The organism is Halorubrum saccharovorum DSM 1137, from assembly GCF_000337915.1.
GTDB classification, from domain to species: Archaea; Halobacteriota; Halobacteria; order Halobacteriales; family Haloferacaceae; genus Halorubrum; species Halorubrum saccharovorum.
Genome location: NZ_AOJE01000011.1, coordinates 1 through 19,313, shown reverse-complemented (window position 1 = coordinate 19,313; position 19,313 = coordinate 1). Strand labels below are relative to the sequence as shown.

The following is a 19,313-nucleotide window of genomic DNA, read 5'->3' as shown; positions in this document are numbered from 1 at the left end:
CCCGGTCACCCGTCGAGCCGGTTCTCGCGGCTCGACCACCGCTCCGCGTCGGTCGCCAGATCGCGCACCTCCCGTCTGATCCCGGCGTAGTTGTCGACGATGTCGACCGTCGTGACGATTCCCACGGGCGTCATCCCCTCGACGACGACGAGTTTCTTCACTCCCTCAGACCGCATGCGGTCGGTCGCTGTCCGGAGGGTCTTCGTCGGTTGGACCGTCGCCAGCGGGCCGCTCATCGCCTTCCGAAGCGGGATAGCCGAGAAGGGGGCGTCGGTGACGCACGCCGCGTGGAGCACGTCGGCCTCGGTCGCGATCCCCGCGGGCGTCTCCCCGTTCGTGACGACCACGCTGCCGACGCGGTTCCGGAGCATTCGCTCGGCCGCGTCCCTCACTGACGCCTCGATGTCACAGGTGACGAGATCGGTCGACATCACCTCTTCGACGAGCATGCGGCCCGGTACTCGGGACGGCTACTTGAGGGCGAGGGTCGGTCCGCGGGCGCGCTCGCGACGCGGTCCGGTCACTCCGCGCGCCACTGCCCGCCGAGCTCGTCGCGCTCCATCGACTCCGCGCCGCCGTCGCGGAACACGCTCACCCGCCCCGTCTCCTCGCTCAGCGTCACCGTCGCCACGACCTCCGGGCGGACGGAGGTCTCGATCGCGCTCATGTGGCGCGATCCCATCCACGGCTCGTAGCTCACGTCGTCGACCAGCTCCGTCTCGCCGCTGCGAGTGCCCAGGTCACGGAAGCGCACCATCTGCGACTCGATCTCGCCGTCGACCGCGACGACGATGCCGCCGTCCTGCTCTCGGCTCACCGACTCGGCCGCCTCGACGAAGCCGTCCGCCGCGAACGCCGTCGGACAGCTCTCGCGAGGCCAGCAGTTGTCGCCCATGGGATCGGCGTAGTCGCCGTAGTCGCGGTCGGCGACGACCGCGAAGTAGAGCCCCGGCCCCTTGACGTGCGGCTCGTCCCACCCGTCGAACGCGAGGCTGACGTGTTCGACGCAGTAGGTCAGGCGGTCGACGATCTCTCGGACCCGGTCGTGAGAGCCGTACTCGATCGCGAGCCCGCTCATTCGGTCCCCTCCGGTCGGTGGTCCGTGACGCGAACGCTCATACGTTCAGAAACGGGCGGGTCGTATATAAGCGGTCCCGAGTCGGGTCGGGTCGAGTCGGGTCGGGTCGAGTCGGGTCGGGTCGAGTCGGGTCGGGTCGAGTCGGGTCGGGTCGAGTCGGGTCGGGTCGAGTCGGGTCGGGTCGAGTCGGGTCGGGTCGGGTCGGGTCGAGTCAGGTCGGGTCGAGTCGGGTCGGGTCCGGTCGCGCCGCCTCACCGCCACTGCGTGAACAGGGCGGCGTCGAACCGGTCCGCGCGGACGAGTCCGACGCCGAACGCGACCGCCACGGCGGCGGGGAGCAGGTTCCCGTACCAGAGGTTGATCCCGCCCCAGAGGATCACGAAGCTCACCATGTCGTCGAGCATGAACTCGCAGTCGCGCAGGCGGTCGTTGAGCGCCCCGATCTCGAAGGCGCGGTCGAGCGCGGCCACCGCGACCGTCGCCGACAACACCCATCCGGCGTAGTTCGAGAGGGGGACGCCGAAGAAGGCGCCGCCGCCGAAGCTCCAGAAGCCGAGCGCGACCGCGCCGGGGTCGAGCACCACGTCCATCGCGACCACCGCGGCGATCACGCTCGCGAGCCGGACCCAACCGTTCGACGCTCGCGGACCGAGGAGGAGGAGACACAGCAGGTAGGCGTTCACCACGAGCGGGATGAAGAAGACCGGGAGCGCCAGCGGCACTCCGCCCAGCATCGGCCCGAGGCTCACGGTGTACTCGAAGGAGCCGTAGGGCCAGCCCGTGGCGACGCCGAACAGCTCGATCGCGTAGGTGTACGCGATCAGGACGCCGACCCACCCGACCGCGCGGCGGTCGAGCGCGGGCAACGCCCCGACCACGAGCGGGGAGCGCATCACCAGCACGCCGAACAGCACGAACCACGGGTTGAAGGCGAGCGGCTCGGGCACCCACCCCTCCGCGCTGCCGACGAGCGCGACGGCGCCGACGAGGGGGAACAGCACGGCGATGGTGAACCGGTTCTCGCGGACGACCCGGTCGAGCAGGCGCTCCGCCTCGCGGCGCGTGTCGGGGAGGCGGGCGCGGAGCGCCCCGAGCCGTCCCGACACCGAGGCGGAGGGTGGGGAGTCGCTCACGCGAGCGCCTCCGTGATCGGGTAGACGCGCCAGATCCCCCCCATCGCCAGCAGGGCGCCGACGGCGGTGTTCAGCGCCGGGAACCACCAGTACGCGCGGTCGACCGCGATCGACGACCGGGCGACCCACGCGACGAAGACGGGGTAGACGGAGAGCAGCGCGCCGAGCCGGAGGTCGACCGCGGCGAACGCGACCGCGGCGGCGATCCAGCAGGCGGCGCAGTAGGCGTACGTCCGGTCCTCGCCGAGTACCGTCGCCGTCGTCCGGATCCCCGCGGCGCGGTCGGGCTCGATGTCGGGGATCGCGGAGAAGGTGTGCATCCCCATCGCCCAGAGCCACGCGCCCGCCAGCGCCACGAGCGGCGGGTGCGTCCCCGCGACGGCGGCGTACGCGGCCGCGCCCGGTAGGACGTACAGCCCGTTCGAGGCGGAGTCGAGGAGCGGCGTCGTCTTGAACCGCACCGGCGGGGCGCTGTACGCGGCGCCGAGCAGCAGGAAGCCGGCGAGGTACGGCCACGCGACCCGCGGCGTGGCCGCGAACGCGGCGAGCCCGAGCGCCCCGGAGGCGACCACCGCGATCGAGACGAGTCGGTCGCCGCGCCAGCGCGCCTCGCGGCTCTCCTTCTTCGGGTTCAGCTCGTCGATGTCGGCGTCGAAGGCGTCGTTGACGCCGTAGAGGAACACGTTCGCGGGCACGAGGAAGTACGCCGCGAGCCCCACCGTCACCGGCGTGAACAGCCCTCCCACGTCGGTGACCCCGTAGGTGACGCCGACGGCGACGGGGCCGGCGAGGTATAACCAGAACCGCGGCCGCGACAGCACCAACAGGTACCGGAGGAGGTCCGGGATCGATCGCCGATCGGAATCTGTGGGTCGGTCGGTGTCGCTCACGGCTCCGATCACGCCGTCTTCGACAGCTCCTCGGCGGTCAGCTGTCCGCTGATGAGACACATCGGGACGCCGATACCGGGGGTCGTCGTCGACCCCGTGAAGTAGAGCCCGTCGACCGCGTTAGAGCGGTGCGGCGGCCGGAGCAGCGAGGTCTGGCGCAGCGTGTGCGCCAGCCCGAGCGCGCTTCCCCGATAGCTGTTGTACCGGTCTGCGAAGTCGTCGACGCAGAACGTCTCCTCGAAGACGATCCGGTCGCGCAGCTCCGTGCCGGTGTTCTCGGCGATGTCGTCCAACACGAGCTCGCGGTACTCCTCGCGCAGCTCGGGGGTGTCCTCCAGCCCGGCCGCGATGGGGACTAAGGCGAACAGGTTGCTGTGCCCCTCGGGCGCGACCGTGTCGTCGGTCTCGGAGGGGACACAGAGGTAGTACGCGGGGTCGTCGGGCCACGACGGGTCGTCGAATATCTGCTCGAAGTGGTCGTCCCACCCCGTCGGCAACACCAGCGTGTGGTGTTCGAGGTTCGGCACGTCGCCCTCGACGCCGAGGTACAGCAGGAACGCCGAGGGCGCGTACGTCCGCGACTCCCAGTACTCCTCGCTGTACTGGCGCTTGTGTTTCGGGAGCAGCTCCTGTTCGGTGTGGGCGTAGTCGGCGTCGGAGACGACCAGATCCGAGAGGTAGCGCTCGCCGTCGGCGGTATCGACCGCGAACCCTCCCCGCCGCCCTTCGATGGCGGTCACCTCGGCGTCGGTGACGTACTCCACGCCGAGGTCGTCGCCGAGCTCGACGATCCCGTCGACGACGGCGCCGATCCCGCCCTCGGGGTAGTAGACGCCCATGTTGTAGTCGACGTGGCTCATCAGGTTGTACAGCGCCGGGGTGTTGTACGGCGAGCCGCCCAGGAAGACGAGCGTGTACTGCATCAGCTGCTGGAGCTTCGGGTGGTCGAAGTAGCTCTCGACGTGCCCCTGCATCTTGCCTAAAAGCGAGAGCCCCCAGGAGTAGCGGAGCACGTCTTTGTCGACGTAGTCGCGGAGCCGCGGGCGGTCCTCGTAGACGAAGTGCTCCATCCCGATCTCGTAGGTGCGCTCGGACTCCTCCAGGTAGGCCTCGAACGCCTCGCCCGCGCCGGGCTCGTACTCCTCGAAGAGGGCCTTGTTCGCCTCGCGGTCGGGGAGCACGTCGACCCTGTCGCCGTCCTTCCAGAACACCCGGTAGTGCGGGTCGAGCCGCTCTAACTCGTAGAAATCCGACGGCTCGCGTCCGAAGTGGCCGAAGAACCGCTCGAACACGTCCGGCATGAGGTACCACGACGGCCCCATGTCGAACCGGAAGCCGTCGGCCTCCAACCGGCTCGCGCGCCCGCCGAGCTGCTCGTTCTTCTCCAAGAGGGTCACGTCCGCGCCGGCGTCCGCGAGGTAACACGCGGTCGAGAGGCCGCCGAATCCGCCGCCGATCACGACGACGGACTCGCCGGCCACGGCGTCGATGTCCGGGGCCACGTCCATGTCCGATCGTACGGCGGCAGCGGTATAAATACCGGCCAGGCGGTCGGACGGAGCTGGCGTCGGGAAGGGCCCCGGACGCGCTCCGAGTGGGTACGCCTAAGTCGGCGACGGCCCTACCGAGTTGCACATGGATCCCACGGTCGCGATCACCGGCGCAACGAGCGGGATCGGGCGGGCGGTCGCCGAGGCGTTCGTCGACGAGGGGGCGTTCGTCGCCGTCTCCGGACGCGACGGCGACGCGGTCGACCGGACGGTCGCGGCGCTGAACGAGGGCGAGGGAGCAGACGGAGACGGAGACGGTGGCGAGACCGCCGGCACCGCGTGGGGCGCTCGCGCCGACGTGCGCGACGAGTTCGACTTGGAGCGGTTCTTCGAGGGCGTCGCCCGCGAGGCCGGGCCGATCGACGCGGTGTTCGCGAACGCGGCCGTCTTCCACGGCGGGCCGGGCGAGAGCCCGATCGACGAGGCGAGCTACGCCGGCTACGACGACACGATGCGGACCAACGCTCGCGGCGTCTTCGCGACCATTTCGGAGGCGGTCCCGCACCTCGCCGAGGACGCGCGTCTCGTCGTCCCCTCCGGCGCCGTCGCCAACGAATCCCGACCGGGGATGGGGGCGTACGCCGCCTCGAAAGCGGCCGCCGAGGGGATCGCGCGGGGGTTCGCGGCCGACCTCGACGCGACTGTCGGCGTCGTCGACCCCGGGCTCGTCGCGACCGACCTCACCGGGAAGGAGCGCGCCCGCGACCCCGAGAGCGTCGCGCCGCTGTTCGTCTGGGCCGCCACCGAGGCGCCCGCCGAGGACCTGAACGGCGAGCGGCTCGGCCTGCGCGAGTGGAAGGCGGCGACGCGGTGAGCGCCCCGAAACCGACCGGCCCTGCCCGGATCAGACCTTCTCGATCCGCGACGCGACGTCGAGCGCGGGCCGCTCCGACGCCAGCGCGGCCACCGCGTCCATGAACGCCGTCCGGTAGCTCGCCGGCCCCGCGGGGTCGCGCTCGGCGGCGCGCTCGCCGGCGAGTCCGTACGCGGCGCACCCGGCGAGCGCGGCCTCGGTCGTCGACGCCGGCGGTCCGTCGCCCTCCCCGACCACGGCCGCGAACGTCCCGAGCGTGCTCGCGAGCATGCAGCCGGAGCCGACGAACGAGCCCATGCGCTCGTGGCCGACCGCCAGCTCGTACGCTCGCTCGCCGTCGGCGACGATATCTGTCGCTCCGGACGCGACGACGACCGCCCCCGTCTCCGCGGCGAGCGCCCGCGCCGCGTCCGCCACGCCGGCGTCGCTCTCGCCCACCGACTCGACCCCGCGAACCGTCGCCTCCTCGCCGGCGAGCCCGCGGACCTCCCCGGCGTTCCCCTTGATCACGTCGAACGCCACCGCGTCCAGCAGCCTGCCGACCGACTCGACGCGGTGTGGCGTCGCGCCGTAGCCGACCGGGTCGAGCACGACCGGGACGCCCGCCTCGTTGGCGCGCCGCCCCGCGTCGACCATGGCGTCCACGTCGGTCGTCGACGCCGTCCCGGTGTTGATAACCACCGCGTCCGCGCCGGCTGCCATGTCGCCCGACTCCGCCGGGGCGTCGGCCATCACCGGGAGGCCGCCCCAGTGGAGCGTGACGTTCGCGGTCTCGCTCGTCGTCACGTCGTTGGTGAGGTGGTGCACGAGCGGCGAGGCCGCCTCGACCGCCGACAGCAGCTCGCCGACCGACAGGTCCTCGATCGGGCCGCCGTATTCGTCCTCGCTCGGCTCACCGCTCATCGTCGACCACCTCCCGGATCTCCGCGGTCGCGGCACGCGGGTCGTCCGCGGCTGTGATCGCCGAGACGACCGCTACGCCGGCCGCGCCCGCCGCCGCGACCGCCCCGGCGTTGCGGGCGTCGATCCCCCCGATCCCGACCACGGGGAGGTCGACGGCGCCGGCGATATCGGCGACGCGATCGGGGCCGAGCCCGTTCGTCTCCGCCGGCACGTCCTTGGTGTCGGTCGCGTACACCGCGCCGACGCCGAGGTAGTCCGCCCCCGCGTCGGCGGCAGCCCGGGCCTCGGGGACCGTCGACGCCGACACCCCGACGATCGCCTCGTCGCCCAGGCGCTCGCGGGCGACCGCGGCCGGCAGGTCCGACTGCCCGAGGTGGACCCCGTCGGCGCCGACCGCGGCCGCCAGGTCGACCCGGTCGTTGACGATCAGCGGGACGCCGGCGTCGGCGGTGAGTTCGCGGAGCCTCCGTCCGAGTTCATACCGCTCGCGCGCCGGTCTGCCCTTCTCGCGGAGCTGGACGACATCGACGCCGCCGTCGAGAGCCGATTCGACGATCGCCGCCGTCTCCCGGCCCGCCGACCGGCTCTCCTGTGTCACGAGGTACGCCCGCCACTCGTTGGGATTCATTAGTGGTACCTTCGAGTGGTCAGTGAAAAGTGATTCCGTCCGCGTCGGCGAGCGCGCGTCAGCGAGCGCCCGCGTCGTCGTCGGCCCCTACTCGCCGTCGGCGATCGATTCGATGACCTCGACGCTGCCGGTGAGCTGCCGGTGGACGTACGGCATGTCGATACCGGCGTCGTCGAACGCCTCCTTCACATCGGTGACGTACTCGGAGCGCACGCGGACGAAGTCCCCGCGGTCGGGCTCGTCGATCCACCAGCGCGACTGCAGCCCAACGGCGGAGTCGCCCAGCTCGACCACCCGCACCGAGGGCGCGGGGTCGTCGAGGATCTCCGCGTGGGCCTCGGCCTTCTCGACGATGATGTCGGTGGCCTCGGCGATGTCGTCCTCGTAGCCGATCCCGAAGACGAACTTCTGGCGGAGCGTCTCGTAGGCGACCGGGTTCGTGACCGCGTTGTTCGCCAGATCGCCGTTCGGCACCGTGACCCGCTCGTTGTCGAAGGTGCGGACGCGGGAGACACGGAGGTCGATGTCCTCGACTCGTCCCGCGTTCCCGTCCCACTCGATCCAGTCGCCGACCTCGAACGGCTTGTCCTTCAAGATGAAGATCCCGGCGACGAAGTTGCCGAGGAGGTCCTGTGCGGCGAAGCCGACCGCGAGCGCGACGGCGCCGCCGAAGACGGCGAACGCCGAGAGGAAGGCGCCGTAGCCCGCGATCGTGAACCCGATCGCGACCGCGGCGACCCAGACGACCGCGTTCGCCACGCTCGACGCGAGGCTTCGGACGGCCTCCTCCAGTCCTCGCGACTCGATCGCTCGCTCCACGCCGGGCACGAAGACGGCCTTCCCCACTAGTAGGGTGGCGACGAACCCGACGACGAACAGGAACACGGTGAGCAGGAATCCGGCGGCCGTCGCCGCGATCCCGCTCAGTCCGAACTGTAGTGGTAGCATCATCATCCCATTCGGAGGGGTATTTAAAGAAGCTACTGGCAGCGCAGTTGTTTATCGGGGGTCGGCCGTCGCGATCGGACCGGGGTCGGTCGTCGCGATCCCTCGCTCCGCTCCCCTCACCTCAGTCGCCCCGCGCCGGGCGAGGGTCGAGCGGCCCGTCCCCGCGCGCGACGCCCCGGAGCCGCCGCCCGTGCGGGTCGTCCGCGCGCATTCGGTTGCGGACCGCCAGCGGGACCCACGCGTCGCGGTCCGCCGGAGGCCCGGCCGCCTCCGTCCCCGAGGGCCTGAGACCGTCGGGGAGGTACCGCGCGTAGGTCGGGAGTCGCTCCCGCAGCGGCATCCCCCCCGCGTCGGCGACCGCCCGGAGCCCGTCGAGGTCTGGCCACGCGTAGGCCGGGTTGACGTAGTCGTCGGTGACGGGGGAGACGCCGCCGAGATCGTCGATCCCGCAGTCGACGAGGTCGGCCGCGGGCGAGAGGTTCGGCGGCACCTGCACAGACACCTCCGGCGGGAGCGCGGCCCGCGCCATCGCGACCACGCGGCGCATCGTTTCCAAGCCCGGCTTCGCGAAGTCCGAGCGCTCGTTCGGCACGACGTTCTGGACGATCACCTCCTGGACGTGACCGTGCCGCTCGTGGAGCTCGCGGATCGCGAGCAGGCTCTCCGCGCGGTCGCGCCAGCCCTCGCCGATGCCGACGAGGATGCCGGTCGTGAAGGGGACGCCCTGCCGCCCCGCCGCGCGGATCGTGTTGAGCCGCTGGCCGGGGGTCTTCCGGCGGCCGCCGCCGTGTGCGTCGACGTCGGCGGTCGTCTCAAGCATGACGCCCATCGAGGCGTTCACCTCGCGGAGGTCCGCGAACGCCGCCTCGGTGAGATCGCCGGGGTTCGAGTGGGGTAAGAGCCCCTCCTCTAAGGCGATCTCGCAGGCGCGGTAGAGGTACTCCAGGATCGAGTCGTACCCCCACTCGTCGAGCGTCTCGTGGATCTCGGTGTACCGGTCGTCGGGCTCGTCGCCGAAGGTGAACAGCGCCTCCGTGCAGCCGGCGTCGGCGCCGACGCGACAGCGCCGCCTGACCTCCTCTGGCGACAGCAGCGACGCCTCGCCCGGCACGTCGTAGTAGGTGCAGTAGGTACAGGTGTACCGGCACGCGGTCGTCAGCGGGACGAAGACGTTCCGGGCGAAGGTGAGCCGGTCGGCAGGCTGGACGTCGGCGGGCGTGACCGAGAGCAGCCGCTCGACGCGCTTCGCGTCGGGCTTGATCTCGATCCCGTACTCCTCGGCGGCCGCGAACACGGTCGCCTCTCGCCGCCCGGACTCAAAAAGGATCGCGGTCCCGGATCCGAGCGCGCTCACTGGGGGTCGCCGTCGGCCCGGTGCGAACCGATCTCACTCCCGCCCGATCCCGACCCGCCCGTCGGTCGCGTCGAGCGCGAAACCGGCGTCCCGGAGCCACCGCGCCGCTCTCCCGCCGTCGGCTTCGTCGTCGGCTTCCGCGTGGATCAGGAGCTCCGCGAGATCCGCCGGCTCGTCGGCGTCGGTCGCGAGTCGGTGGGAGTCGACGACCGCGACGCTCGCGTCGATCTCGTCGGCGATCCGGTGGTGATCGAGGTAGGAGGCGCCGTGGTAGTCGACCCGGAACTCGGGGCGGGAGACGACGAGCGCGTTCGTCCCGCCGCCGCGGCCGGGCGCGATCGCCACGTCGGCCTCGCGGCCGGCCGCGAACAGCTCTCGCAACGACTCCGGGGTCGCGAGCGCGAGGTCGGCCATGACGACCGCGACGGGCTCCTCATCTCCCTCCGCCTTCCCGCCGCTCCCGAGCCGTGCGTCCAGAACGGCGTTGACCGCGTCGGTCAGGGGCCGATCGTCGACCGTCACCGGACAGGGGAGGTCGGCGTCGACCGCGCCGGTCGCCAGCACCCGCGGCTCGCCGCCGGCCCCGCTGATCGCGTCGAGCACGTCCCGGAGCATCGCGTGCGCGAACGCGGCCCGCTCGTCGGGCGTGAGGACGCCGGAGAGTCGCGACTTGGGGCGGTCGGTCGAAAACGGGACGAAGACCTCCATTGCGGGCGACGGCGGCCCTTAGAACAGCGATTCCAGCTCGTCGCTGTCGTCGCTCACGAGGTCGTCGAGGTTCTCGTCGCTCTCCTCGCGGATCTCGTCTAAGTTGTCCTGCGCCTCGATGGCGACCTGCTGGAGCTCCTTGATCCGCGGGACGTTCGTGACGCCCGCGAGCAGGATGACGGTCGCGACGAAGCCGGCGCCGCGGTACGGGTAGTCGCCGCCCCGGACCTCCATCGAGCCGGTCTGCTCTTCGAGCCACTTCCGGCCGCGCTCGATACCCTTCCGGTTGAGGTACTCCGGCGGCCCCGCGAGCACGAGCAGCGCGCGCTCCGCGCCCTCGATCTCACAGGGGAGGGTGAGCCGGCCCAGCGCCGCCTTGCGGACGAGGCTGGTGATCCGGTTCGTGGTGTGCGCGCTGTCGAGCTCGTCGTCGCCGTCGTCGTTGCGGAGCCGCGAGAGCAGTCCGCCCGAGGTGCGCTCCTCGACTTCCTCCTCGGCGTAACCGACCGTGGAGACGCCGCCGCCCGAGAGCGTGTTGATGATCTCCGAGGAGTCGACGACGCTCTCTGCGACCTCCTGGCCCTGCTGGACCTCGCCGGCGCCGAAGAGGATTCCGAACCGCCGGACGATCTCCTCGTTGATCTCCTCGTAGCCGCCCTGGACGGACTCGCCCGTCTTCCGCCAGGCGTCGTTGTCGAACACCATCAGGTTGTCCACCTCGCGGACGAACGTCTGGAACGAGCGGGCCGCGTTCAGGGTGTAAATACCTCCCTCGTCGCTGCCCGGCAGGATGCCGAGCCCGTAGACGGGCTCGGTGTAGATCCGCTTGAGGTGCTTCGCGAGCACCGGCGCGCCGCCGGAGCCCGTACCGCCGCCGAGCCCGGAGACGACAAGGAACGCGTCGACCTCGTGGACCGGGATCGAGTCGATGGCTCCCTGCACCTCGTCGATATCCTCCTCGGCGATCTCCGCGCCGAGCTCGTTGTCCGCGCCGACGCCGTGCCCCTTCACCCGGGACTGCCCGATGAGCACGCGCTGGTCCTCGGCGATGTGTTCGAGTCCCATGAGATCGGCCTTGGCCGTGTTGACGGCCGCGGCCGCGCGGACGATCTCCGATCCCGTCCGCTTGTCGTACTCCAGGAATTTGTCGACGACTTTCCCCCCCGCCTGTCCGAATCCGATCATTGCAAGTTTCATCGTGTGCTCCCTCCGCGTTTGAAATGAACAGAACGTGATCGCATATTTAAGCCTTCGGTTGGCGTTATTACCCGTGATATTCGACTCGCTGACAGGAGGGGGTGGTCGGCGCTCGGATCGGGGGCAGTGCGGCGGCGCAGTCCCGCCGAGCGCGTCGCATTCGCCTCCATCACGCCACCCCCAGGTGCTCTCCGAGGGTGGTCAGCTCCGCGGGGTCGACGCCGAACGCGGCCACGTCGTTGTCGGCGGTCGTGTTGTCGAACTTCAACGATCGATACTGGTCGGGACCCATCGGGAATCCGGGGACGGCGCCGAGGACGCTGAGCCCGATCCGAGCGAGCGGCATCGGCAGGGGGAGGATCGTGACCCCCTTCTCCTCGGCCTCGTACACGAGGTCGGTCACCTCGCGCAGGGTCAGCGTCTCCGGCCCGCCGACCTCGTACGTCTCGCCGACGTGCTCGTCGCCCTCCAGCGCCGCGACCAGCATCGGGACGAGGTCCTCGACGTGGATCGGCTGGAAGCGGGTCTTCCCGCCGCCGGGAAGCGGGTACAGGGGGATGCCGGGCGCGAACATCCCCTTCAGCCGCTTGGTGAAGGAGACGAACTCGCCCCCCTCGCCGAAGACGACGGACGGTCGGAAGATCGTCCAGTCGAGGCCGCTCTCGCGGACGATCTCCTCGGCGGCCCCCTTCGCGCGGATGTAGGCGGTGTCGCCGTCGGGGTCGGCTCCGAGCGCGCTGAGTTGGACGAACCGCTCGGCGCCGCCGTCTTCGGCCGCCCGCACGAGGTTCTCGGTGCCGCCGCGGTGGATCCGGTCGTGCATGACGTTCCCGCCCTTCGGCTCGAACAGCGGCGAGAGCGCGACCAGATTCACCACCGCGTCCTGTCCCTCGACCGCCCCGGCGATCGAGTCGTAGTCGGTGACATCGCCGGTCGCGGACGCGACCCCTTCGGGAGTGTCGCCCGGCGATCGCGAGAGGGCCGTCACCTCGTGGCCCCCGTCCGCGAGTGCGCCGCAGAGGTACGACCCGATGAACCCGGTTCCGCCGGCTACCAACACTTTCATGCACAGTACGTCGGGCGGAACGCCCGTAAACCTACCGCGGCGTCAGACGCGGCGGTGACGGGAACGCGGAGCGTGCGAAACGGGGGATACCGGAGGGGAGCGGGGAGAGCTCCGGCCGACGCGGCGAATCAGTCCCCGTCGCCCGGGTCGGGGACCGTCAACACCGGCACCGGAGACGTGCGGACGATGCGCTCGGCGACGCTCCCGAGCAGGTACCGCTCGATCCCGGTGCGCCCCTGCGTCCCCATGACCACGAGATCGATCGCGTTTCCGTCGACGTACGCCTGGATCCCGCGCGCCGCGGACGACCCGACCTCGACCGTCTCCACGGTATCGACGCCGGCCTCCTCGGCGGTCGCCGCCGCCTCCGCGACCGTCTCTTCGGCCCCCTCGACCAGCGTATCCACGCCCGCGTACCCCTCGTGACCGATCACCCCGACGTCGACGACGGAGAGGACGTGGACGGTCGCGCCCGCGCGGTCGGCGAACGTCAGCGCGCGATCGAGGGCGTCGCCGGCGCGCTCGCTCCCGTCCGTCGGCACGAGGACGTTCCGGTAGGGGTACCGCACCGTCTCGCCGTCGGGCCGAATACTGAGAACCGGCACGGTCGACTCCCGGACGACGCGCTCGGTGGTGCTCCCGAGGAGCAGGCGGTCGAAGCCCGTCCGGCCGCGGGTCGGCATGGCGACGAGATCCATCCCGTACTCCCCGGCGTACGTGCCGATCGTCTCGGCGACGCCGCCCTGGAGCACCTCGGTCACCGTCTCGACGCCCCGGTCGGCGGCGCGGTCCGCGGCCGCCTCGACGACCTCCTCGCCCTCGCGTTCGAGCACGTCGACGACCTCGCCGCCGATTCGCGTGACGCTGTCGTGGGTCGTGTCGGCGACGTTGAGGACGTGGACCGTCGCGTCGTGGTCGTCCGCCAGATCGAGGACGTGGTCGAACGCGGCGCTCGCCCCGTCGCTGCCGTCGGTCGGGAACAGGATGCGGTCGAACATACGCGTACGCTCACAGCGTGTGGTGAAAAGGTTCGCGACGGTCCCCTCCCTCCCCCGAAGGCACCGATCAGGAGGCGATCGGTCGGCGCGACCGACCGCGGTCAGGCGCCGCCCGGCCCGCCGGAGCCGTCATCCGCCTCGTCGCCGGCCCCGTCGGCCTCCTCGATCCGGACCGTCGAGATGCGGGCGCCGTCGACGGCCGTGACTTCGAAGCCGTAGTCGCCGGCCGCGACCGTGTCGCCGGCCTCCGGAGTGCGACCGAGGCGGTCGAGCACGAGCCCGCCGAGCGTCTCGAACCCGTCGCCGGCGAAGTCGGTTCCGAGCGCGTCGTTGACGACGGACAGCGAGACCGATCCGTCGGCCTCGTAGGCCCCCGCTCCGGTCTTTCGGACCGCGTACTCGCCGCGGTCGGCGTCGAACTCGTCGCGGAGGTCGCCGACGAGCGCCTCGACAGCGTCCTCGACCGTGGCGATCCCCTCGAAGGCGCCCCACTCGTCGACGACCGCGGCCATCTGGCGGCGCTCGTCGCGGAACTGCACGAGGAGATCGCTGAGCGACGTGGTCTCCGGGACGATCACGAGATCGCGCGCGAGGTCGGCGGCGGTGACCGACTCGCCGCCCGCTTCCCCCGCGCGCAGCACGTCCTTCACGTCGACGAAGCCGACCACGCGGTCCGCGTCGTCGGCCGCCACCACCGGATACCGAGTGTGGCCCGCGTCCAGCACGGTCGCGCGGATCGCGGCGAGGTCGGCGTCGGCCGGGATGCTGGTCACGTCCGGCCGGGGGACCATCGCTTCCCGGACCACGGTGTCGTCGAGTTCGAAGACGGCGTCGATCATCTCGACCTCGACGTCGGCGACGTGACCGGCCTCGCCGGAGCGCGCGAGCACGCGGCGGATCTCCCGCTCCTCCATCGTCTCGTCCGTCTCCGAGGCGGGCGGGACGCCGATCATGCGCGTGAAGGCGTTCGCCGCCCCGTTGAACACGACGATGCCGGGCGAGAACAGGTAGTAGGAGAGCTTCATCGGGGGGGCCAGGAGCATCGCGACGCGCTCCGCCTGCGCGATCGCGATCGTCTTCGGCGCCAGCTCCCCGAACACGACGTGGAGGAACGTGATGACGCTGAACCCGATCGCGAACGCGACGAGGTGGACGAGGTTCGCGGGTAAAAGCGGTCCGAGAACCGGCTCGATCAGCGCGGCGACCGCGGGCTCGCCGATCCACCCGAGCCCGAGCGAGGCGATCGTGATCCCGAGCTGCGTCGCCGCGAGGTAGTCGTCGAGGCTCTCCATCACGTCCTGGAGCGCGCCGGAGCCGGGGCGACCCTCCTCAACCAGCTGCTCGACCGAGGTTGAGCGGACGCGGACGAACGCGAACTCGGACGCGACGAAGAAGCCGTTCAACACCACCAACACGAGCGCCGCGACCACCCGGCTGACGGAGATCGCGACGTCTACCATCGACGCCTCCGCGGTGCGCGGGCGTGGCGGGTGTGATTGGTGCGACGCGCGTGAGGAGTGTCGGCGACCATGCCGTCGGTTCCACGCGAAGGCACTAAAAAGGGGGTTCGTCGGAACCCGCGCCGTTTATTCCTCACCGCGCCGGAGCGCGACCATGCTGATCACGCTGGAGGGGCTCGACGGCAGCGGGAAGACCACCGTCTGGGAGGCGCTCCACGACGTTTACCCCGACGCGACGTTCACCCGCGAGCCCACCGACAGCTGGTACGGCGAGGCGGTCGACCGGTCGATCGCGGCCGACGACGCCGACCCGCTCGCGGAGCTGTTCCTGTTGACCGCGGACCACGCCGACCATCTCTCGGGGACGATCGAGCCCGCCCTCGCCGACGGCGACCTCGTGATCTCCGACCGCTACTCCGACTCCCGGTTCGCCTATCAGGCGGCGACGCTCGCCGCCAGCGACGTCGACATCGACCGCCCGCTGGAGTACATCAAGGGGATCCACGCCGCCTTCTCGCGGCCGCCGGACGCGACGATTTACCTCGACCTGGACGCGCGCGAGGCCGCCGAGCGCGCGGGCCGGACCAACAAGTTCGAGCAGGACGGCTACCTCGCCGCGGTCCGGAAGAACTACGAGCGGCTGATCGACGCCGAGCCGGACAGGTTCGTCCGCGTCGACGCCTCGCGGTCGCCGGAGGCCGTCATCGCACGGATCGAGGAAGCGATCGCGGAGCTGGTCGGCGAGTAAGGTCCTGAGCCGAAATTACTCTGTGTCCGGGAGCTCCACGTCGTCCGGTGACGGGACGTAGAGGTAGTCGATCGTCGCCCCGAGCACGACGGGAAGCCCGATGAGCAGGGCGGCGAGCAGCGTCGGACTGCCGAGGTCGATGCCGGCGCCGACGTTGAGGACGCCGGCGAACACCAGCATCGAGAGCAGCAGCAGCATCGGGGTCAACACGAGGGTGTACACGACCGACCCCCACGAGGTGTTCAGCCGGAGCCGGAAGAATCGGGTCGCCACCCCGGCGATCAGCGTGTGGAAGGCCACGAGGGCGATGAGGCTGACGAACCCGAACAGCGCGAGCATACCCGACGTACGGGCTCCCGGCATTTGCCCCTATCGGCCGGCGGGCGGCGCGCTCGGTCGGCGGGTTCACGGCCGGCGGGCGGCCTAGAACCCGCCGCTGTTCCCCTGCTGGCGCGCCGCGGACAGCAACCCGTCGAGCGGCTCCGTGTACTCGTAGCCGGGGATGACGCCCTGCACGTACGTCCCCTCGACGAAGTCGATCAGCGCCCCGGCGTCGTCGACGCCGCGACGCTCGTTGATATCGGTCAGCTCGAAGTCGACCTCGATCTCGTCGTCGCCGACCGCGACGGTCGGGTCGAACTCGCGGTCGCCGCGGGTGACGCCGCCCACGTCGACGACGCGGAGCTCGAACGTCTCGATCCACCCCTCCTCGACCACGTCGGCGACCTCGTCGGCCGCGGTCGCAGAGAGGGTCGGCACCCGAACGGTCACCGCGAACCGGACTCGGCCGTCCGCGGCGGGCTCGGCGCGAACCTCGGCGTCGAAGGGGGTCGTCTCCGCCGTCCAGACGCCGTCGCCCGCGGGCTCGAAGGAGCCGTGGTCCGCGAACGCGCGGCGGACGCGGTCGGGGAGCTCGCCGCCGCCGGTCCCCCGACCGGTCGCTCCGTCGCCCTCGTCGCCGCCGATCCCGCCGTCGTCCTCGGCTTCGGTCTCGCGTTCGCTCATACCGGAGCGGAGGCGACACGCGAGTAAAAGCGCGTTGCGTCGGGGATGCGACTCGGGCCGGGGATGCGGCGCTCCGTCGCCGCCGACGGCGGCGCCCTCGTCACCGGTAGTGGCACGCCGGGCCGGTACTGGTGCGCCTTTGTATCCGGACCGACGAGAGGGGATATGGCTGAGCAGTTCCGCTCGACGGAGGCGCTGATCGACGCGCTCGCGGACGTCTCGTTCGACCGCCCGCCGGCGCTCGTCAGCAACGCACACGTGACCGGACTCGGCGTCGCCCGCGCGCTCGACGCCCACGACGTCCCGGTGATCGCGCTCGACCGCCCCAGCGACGGCGCAAGCGGGACCGAGAGCGGCGGGGCGGGAAGCGACGGCACCCGCCGCCACGACGGGCTCGCTCCCCCCTCGGACGCGGTCGACTTCGCGGGCGCGGTGACGTACCCGCTCGACGACCTCGACGGGTTCCGCGAGGACGTGGAGGCGATCGTCGACGCGATCGGCCGCGAGGCGGTCGCGTTCGGCTGCATGGACGAGTGGGCGCTGGCGTACGCGCGGGCCGACCCCGAGGGCGTCCGTCTCCCCTTCGCCGGGGTCGACACGCTCGACGACGTGTTGAACAAGTCGGAGCTGTACGCGACCTGCGAGGCGCTCGGCGTGCCGTACCCCGAGACGTACCGGCTCGCGGAGACGGCGGACGCGGCGACGGGATCGCCCGAGCCCGACGCCACGCTCGACGAGGCGGCCGAGGCGCTCGGCTTCCCGCTCGTGGTGAAACCCGAGCTCAAGCGCGACTTCGAGGAGGCGTTCGGCACCAACGTGCTGGAGGTCGCCAACCGCGAGGAGTTCGCGGACGCGGTCGGGGCCGCCGCCGAGGAAGGGATCGCCGTGATGGCCCAGAAGCGCGTCGACATCGCGACCGGGCGGGACCACTCGCTCGCGTCGTACGTCCCGCCCTCGGGCGTCGAGGACGCGCTCGCGGTCGTCGGCAACGCCGCGGTGCGATTCCCTCAGCAGTTCGGCACCTCCTGTCTGGTGGAAACGGCGGACGAGCCTGACATCGAGGCGCGCGCGCTGGCGGTGCTCGACGACGCCGGCTACCACGGGATCAGCGAGTCGGAGTTCGTGTACGACGACGACCGCGGGGAGTTCCTCCTCCTCGACGTCAACACCCGCCCGTGGAAGTGGATCGGGATGCCGGTCGCCGCGGGCGCGAACCTCCCGATGGCGGCGTACGCCGCGGCCACCGACGCCGAGTACGAGTCGCCGGGGACCGAGCCGACGCGGTGGGTGTACCTCCGCGACTACCTCGCGCTGCTCGCCGGCGACGACGCGTTCTGGGACCAGCTCTCCGCCGACGACTGGCGGCGGCTCGTCTCCGGCGACTTCGAACGCGGGGGGAACCTGACGACCGGCGTCTACCGCCCCTCGGACCCCGCGCCGGCCGCGAAGCTGTTCGAGACGGAGTTCGTCGACCGCGACTACTACTGCGCCTGCTGAGGGCGCTCCGCGCGTTCCTCGTCGTGTCTGCGAACGAGCGATCCGACGTACCAGAACTTCAGGGCCATCGAGGCGGCTCCGCCGAGCGCCGATCGAACCGGGTTTCTCCGGTAGGCGGAAACGAACGCGTACCCCGTCAGCGGGACGTTGAGCAGGTTCAGCAGGTTCGGATACGACGGCCCGAGGACGCGCTCGCCGCGCTCTTCGACCCACCACTCCTCGGCGAGCACGACCCGCGTCATCCACGCGTCGTCGTCCTCAGGCGGCGAGAACAACACCGGGTTGACCAGCGTGAACGCGACGGCGGCGACGGCGAGCCTCCAGTTCCGGTGATACACCGCGTAGAGGAGGACGGGGAGCACGAGCACGCGGCTCCACCCGCTTTTCGGGTTCGAATGCCGCTCCCAGAACGATCGCTTGGCTCGTTCGACTACTCCCATATCCGATTTGAACCCCGCTCGGCACAAATGCGTTTCTCCCGGTCAGTCGCGGAGCGCCGTACGCGTCACAGAAGGACCGGATCGCGAAGTGCTCGCAGCAGGGATGCGGGGGAAGGGATTCGAACCACGGTCACTCCGCTCGCTGCGCTCGCTTCGTTCCCTGATTCGAATCCCTCCAGATCCGAGACGCGGCGCTCACGAGGTGTGAGCGCCGCGATATGCGGGGGAAGGGATTCGAACCCTCGAACCTCTACAGGAGCGGATCTTAAGTCCGCCGCTTTTGGCCAGGCTCAGCCACCCCCGCGCGGATTCGGATTCCGGCGGCGGGGTCAAACCCCTTTCGGATGCCGCGGCGACGCCCGAGATACAACCGGGGCGCCCGCGGAGCCGGACGCCCCTACCAGTCCACCGAGAGCGTCCCGTCGCCGTGCGGGTCCGGCGCGATCTCCTCGTCGGTGCGGCGGTCGACGACGTGGATGACGCCCTGCTCCTTCTTCGCGGGACACACCTCGGCGGCCCGCACGTTCTCCTCTAATTCGTCCTCGCCGATGTAGTACGAGCGCGGCTTCGCCATCCCGCTCTGCACGTCCATCACCCAGTTGTCGGCGACCTCGGCGCACTTGCCCGCCCCGAAGCACTTGTTCGCCTCGAAGACGATCTTGTAGGGCTTCTCGTCGATCGGGGGTCCCTCACCGCCGATGTCGCTCGCGCGCAGCACCTCGTCGTCGGCGTCCGCCTCGTCGCTCATACCCGTGATCGACGCCGGCGGGACTTTCGTCTGTCGGTCGTTCTCGTCTCCCGGCCGCTCTCGACGCGAGGGTTAGCGAGGGTTAGCGAGGGTTAGCGAGGGTTAGCGAGGGTTAGCGAGGGTTAGCGAGGGTTAGCGAGGGTTAGCG

The 19,313-nt window shown here is 71.0% G+C and carries 21 protein-coding genes and 1 tRNA gene; 3 read left to right on the top strand and 19 right to left on the bottom strand.

Annotated elements, in window-relative coordinates; all coding sequences use genetic code 11:
* Nucleotides 1–5 precede the first annotated feature (5 nt).
* The 5 genes from C471_RS03210 to C471_RS03185 form a co-directional block, all read right to left on the bottom strand.
* Nucleotides 6–449 carry a CBS domain-containing protein gene (locus tag C471_RS03210; RefSeq protein WP_004046551.1) on the bottom strand — a complete coding sequence of 148 codons (444 nt, stop codon included), beginning with the start codon at nucleotides 447–449 and terminating at the stop codon, nucleotides 6–8.
* A 71-nt stretch (nucleotides 450–520) separates the two neighbouring features.
* Nucleotides 521–1,078 (bottom strand): diadenylate cyclase, encoded by a 558-nt coding sequence (locus C471_RS03205; RefSeq protein WP_004046550.1) that lies wholly within the window; start codon nucleotides 1,076–1,078, stop codon nucleotides 521–523.
* A gap of 251 nt (nucleotides 1,079–1,329) precedes the next feature.
* Nucleotides 1,330–2,211 carry a bisanhydrobacterioruberin hydratase gene (gene cruF, locus C471_RS03195; protein WP_004046548.1) on the bottom strand — a complete coding sequence of 294 codons (882 nt, stop codon included), beginning with the start codon at nucleotides 2,209–2,211 and terminating at the stop codon, nucleotides 1,330–1,332.
* Entirely contained in the window at nucleotides 2,208–3,113 is a 906-nt protein-coding gene (locus C471_RS03190) for a prenyltransferase (RefSeq protein WP_004046547.1), read from the bottom strand. The genes cruF and C471_RS03190 overlap by 4 nt, the downstream gene beginning before the upstream one ends.
* Nucleotides 3,110–4,609 (bottom strand): phytoene desaturase family protein, encoded by a 1,500-nt coding sequence (locus C471_RS03185; protein WP_004046546.1) that lies wholly within the window; start codon nucleotides 4,607–4,609, stop codon nucleotides 3,110–3,112. The genes C471_RS03190 and C471_RS03185 overlap by 4 nt, the downstream gene beginning before the upstream one ends.
* 127 nt (nucleotides 4,610–4,736) lie before the next feature.
* Between C471_RS03185 and C471_RS03180 the strand changes: the two genes are divergently transcribed.
* Nucleotides 4,737–5,465: an SDR family oxidoreductase gene (locus C471_RS03180; RefSeq protein ID WP_004046545.1), complete on the top strand. Its 729-nt coding sequence runs from the start codon at nucleotides 4,737–4,739 to the stop codon at nucleotides 5,463–5,465.
* A gap of 30 nt (nucleotides 5,466–5,495) precedes the next feature.
* Here the strand turns inward: C471_RS03180 and thiM are convergent, their stop codons facing one another.
* The 9 genes from thiM to C471_RS03135 form a co-directional block, all read right to left on the bottom strand.
* Entirely contained in the window at nucleotides 5,496–6,368 is an 873-nt protein-coding gene (thiM, locus tag C471_RS03175) for a hydroxyethylthiazole kinase (RefSeq protein ID WP_004046544.1), read from the bottom strand.
* Nucleotides 6,358–6,996 (bottom strand): thiamine phosphate synthase, encoded by a 639-nt coding sequence (gene thiE / locus C471_RS03170; protein ID WP_004046543.1) that lies wholly within the window; start codon nucleotides 6,994–6,996, stop codon nucleotides 6,358–6,360. The genes thiM and thiE overlap by 11 nt, the downstream gene beginning before the upstream one ends.
* 87 nt (nucleotides 6,997–7,083) lie before the next feature.
* Complete coding sequence (locus C471_RS03165) at nucleotides 7,084–7,944, bottom strand: mechanosensitive ion channel family protein (RefSeq protein ID WP_049908948.1); 861 nt, start codon at nucleotides 7,942–7,944, stop codon at nucleotides 7,084–7,086.
* A gap of 121 nt (nucleotides 7,945–8,065) precedes the next feature.
* Complete coding sequence (gene cofG, locus C471_RS03160) at nucleotides 8,066–9,238, bottom strand: 7,8-didemethyl-8-hydroxy-5-deazariboflavin synthase subunit CofG (protein ID WP_049908947.1); 1,173 nt, start codon at nucleotides 9,236–9,238, stop codon at nucleotides 8,066–8,068.
* Nucleotides 9,239–9,331: 93 nt separating this feature from the next.
* On the bottom strand, nucleotides 9,332–10,006 hold the full coding sequence (gene cofC / locus C471_RS03155) for a 2-phospho-L-lactate guanylyltransferase (RefSeq protein ID WP_004046540.1): 675 nt from the start codon (nucleotides 10,004–10,006) through the stop codon (nucleotides 9,332–9,334).
* Nucleotides 10,007–10,024: 18 nt separating this feature from the next.
* On the bottom strand, nucleotides 10,025–11,203 hold the full coding sequence (locus C471_RS03150; protein ID WP_193366105.1) for a tubulin/FtsZ family protein: 1,179 nt from the start codon (nucleotides 11,201–11,203) through the stop codon (nucleotides 10,025–10,027).
* A gap of 169 nt (nucleotides 11,204–11,372) precedes the next feature.
* Nucleotides 11,373–12,269 carry a complex I NDUFA9 subunit family protein gene (locus C471_RS03145; RefSeq protein ID WP_004046538.1) on the bottom strand — a complete coding sequence of 299 codons (897 nt, stop codon included), beginning with the start codon at nucleotides 12,267–12,269 and terminating at the stop codon, nucleotides 11,373–11,375.
* A 128-nt stretch (nucleotides 12,270–12,397) separates the two neighbouring features.
* Nucleotides 12,398–13,267 carry a universal stress protein gene (locus C471_RS03140; protein WP_004046537.1) on the bottom strand — a complete coding sequence of 290 codons (870 nt, stop codon included), beginning with the start codon at nucleotides 13,265–13,267 and terminating at the stop codon, nucleotides 12,398–12,400.
* Between the two features lie 101 nt (nucleotides 13,268–13,368).
* Nucleotides 13,369–14,727, bottom strand: a complete 1,359-nt coding sequence (locus C471_RS03135; RefSeq protein ID WP_004046536.1) for a hemolysin family protein — start codon at nucleotides 14,725–14,727, stop codon at nucleotides 13,369–13,371.
* A 154-nt stretch (nucleotides 14,728–14,881) separates the two neighbouring features.
* On the opposite strand from C471_RS03135, the gene tmk reads away from it, so the two are divergent.
* Nucleotides 14,882–15,475, top strand: a complete 594-nt coding sequence (tmk, locus tag C471_RS03130; RefSeq protein ID WP_004046535.1) for a dTMP kinase — start codon at nucleotides 14,882–14,884, stop codon at nucleotides 15,473–15,475.
* A gap of 15 nt (nucleotides 15,476–15,490) precedes the next feature.
* Here the strand turns inward: tmk and C471_RS03125 are convergent, their stop codons facing one another.
* Nucleotides 15,491–15,814, bottom strand: coding sequence for a hypothetical protein (locus C471_RS03125; protein ID WP_004046534.1), 324 nt, complete (start codon nucleotides 15,812–15,814; stop codon nucleotides 15,491–15,493).
* 84 nt (nucleotides 15,815–15,898) lie between these two features.
* Entirely contained in the window at nucleotides 15,899–16,480 is a 582-nt protein-coding gene (locus C471_RS03120; RefSeq protein WP_004046533.1) for a DUF5813 family protein, read from the bottom strand.
* Nucleotides 16,481–16,645: 165 nt separating this feature from the next.
* Here C471_RS03120 and C471_RS03115 point away from each other — a divergent pair, with 165 nt between their 5' ends.
* Nucleotides 16,646–17,977, top strand: a complete 1,332-nt coding sequence (locus C471_RS03115; protein ID WP_004046532.1) for a carboxylate--amine ligase — start codon at nucleotides 16,646–16,648, stop codon at nucleotides 17,975–17,977.
* On the opposite strand, the gene C471_RS03110 is transcribed toward C471_RS03115, so the two are convergent.
* From C471_RS03110 to C471_RS03100, 3 genes are all read right to left on the bottom strand, one after another.
* Complete coding sequence (locus tag C471_RS03110) at nucleotides 17,962–18,417, bottom strand: DUF6653 family protein (protein WP_049908941.1); 456 nt, start codon at nucleotides 18,415–18,417, stop codon at nucleotides 17,962–17,964. The two genes, C471_RS03115 and C471_RS03110, sit on opposite strands and share 16 nt — an antisense overlap.
* Nucleotides 18,418–18,636: 219 nt before the next feature.
* A tRNA-Leu gene (locus tag C471_RS03105) sits at nucleotides 18,637–18,721 on the bottom strand.
* 93 nt (nucleotides 18,722–18,814) lie between these two features.
* Nucleotides 18,815–19,165, bottom strand: a complete 351-nt coding sequence (locus C471_RS03100; protein ID WP_004046530.1) for a ferredoxin — start codon at nucleotides 19,163–19,165, stop codon at nucleotides 18,815–18,817.
* Between the last annotated feature and the right edge of the window lie 148 nt (nucleotides 19,166–19,313).

Coding starts and splice junctions, on each gene's coding strand:
- C471_RS03210 (WP_004046551.1), bottom strand. CDS start 449: ATGCTCGTCGAAGAGGTGATGTCGACCGATCTCGTCACCTGTGACATC.
- C471_RS03205 (WP_004046550.1), bottom strand. CDS start 1,078: ATGAGCGGGCTCGCGATCGAGTACGGCTCTCACGACCGGGTCCGAGAG.
- C471_RS03185 (WP_004046546.1), bottom strand. CDS start 4,609: ATGGACGTGGCCCCGGACATCGACGCCGTGGCCGGCGAGTCCGTCGTC.
- C471_RS03180 (WP_004046545.1), top strand. CDS start 4,737: ATGGATCCCACGGTCGCGATCACCGGCGCAACGAGCGGGATCGGGCGG.
- thiM (WP_004046544.1), bottom strand. CDS start 6,368: ATGAGCGGTGAGCCGAGCGAGGACGAATACGGCGGCCCGATCGAGGAC.
- thiE (WP_004046543.1), bottom strand. CDS start 6,996: ATGAATCCCAACGAGTGGCGGGCGTACCTCGTGACACAGGAGAGCCGG.
- C471_RS03165 (WP_049908948.1), bottom strand. CDS start 7,944: ATGCTACCACTACAGTTCGGACTGAGCGGGATCGCGGCGACGGCCGCC.
- cofC (WP_004046540.1), bottom strand. CDS start 10,006: ATGGAGGTCTTCGTCCCGTTTTCGACCGACCGCCCCAAGTCGCGACTC.
- C471_RS03150 (WP_193366105.1), bottom strand. CDS start 11,203: ATGAAACTTGCAATGATCGGATTCGGACAGGCGGGGGGGAAAGTCGTC.
- C471_RS03145 (WP_004046538.1), bottom strand. CDS start 12,269: ATGAAAGTGTTGGTAGCCGGCGGAACCGGGTTCATCGGGTCGTACCTC.
- C471_RS03140 (WP_004046537.1), bottom strand. CDS start 13,267: ATGTTCGACCGCATCCTGTTCCCGACCGACGGCAGCGACGGGGCGAGC.
- C471_RS03135 (WP_004046536.1), bottom strand. CDS start 14,727: ATGGTAGACGTCGCGATCTCCGTCAGCCGGGTGGTCGCGGCGCTCGTG.
- tmk (WP_004046535.1), top strand. CDS start 14,882: ATGCTGATCACGCTGGAGGGGCTCGACGGCAGCGGGAAGACCACCGTC.
- C471_RS03125 (WP_004046534.1), bottom strand. CDS start 15,814: ATGCTCGCGCTGTTCGGGTTCGTCAGCCTCATCGCCCTCGTGGCCTTC.
- C471_RS03120 (WP_004046533.1), bottom strand. CDS start 16,480: ATGAGCGAACGCGAGACCGAAGCCGAGGACGACGGCGGGATCGGCGGC.
- C471_RS03115 (WP_004046532.1), top strand. CDS start 16,646: ATGGCTGAGCAGTTCCGCTCGACGGAGGCGCTGATCGACGCGCTCGCG.
- C471_RS03110 (WP_049908941.1), bottom strand. CDS start 18,417: ATGGGAGTAGTCGAACGAGCCAAGCGATCGTTCTGGGAGCGGCATTCG.
- C471_RS03100 (WP_004046530.1), bottom strand. CDS start 19,165: ATGAGCGACGAGGCGGACGCCGACGACGAGGTGCTGCGCGCGAGCGAC.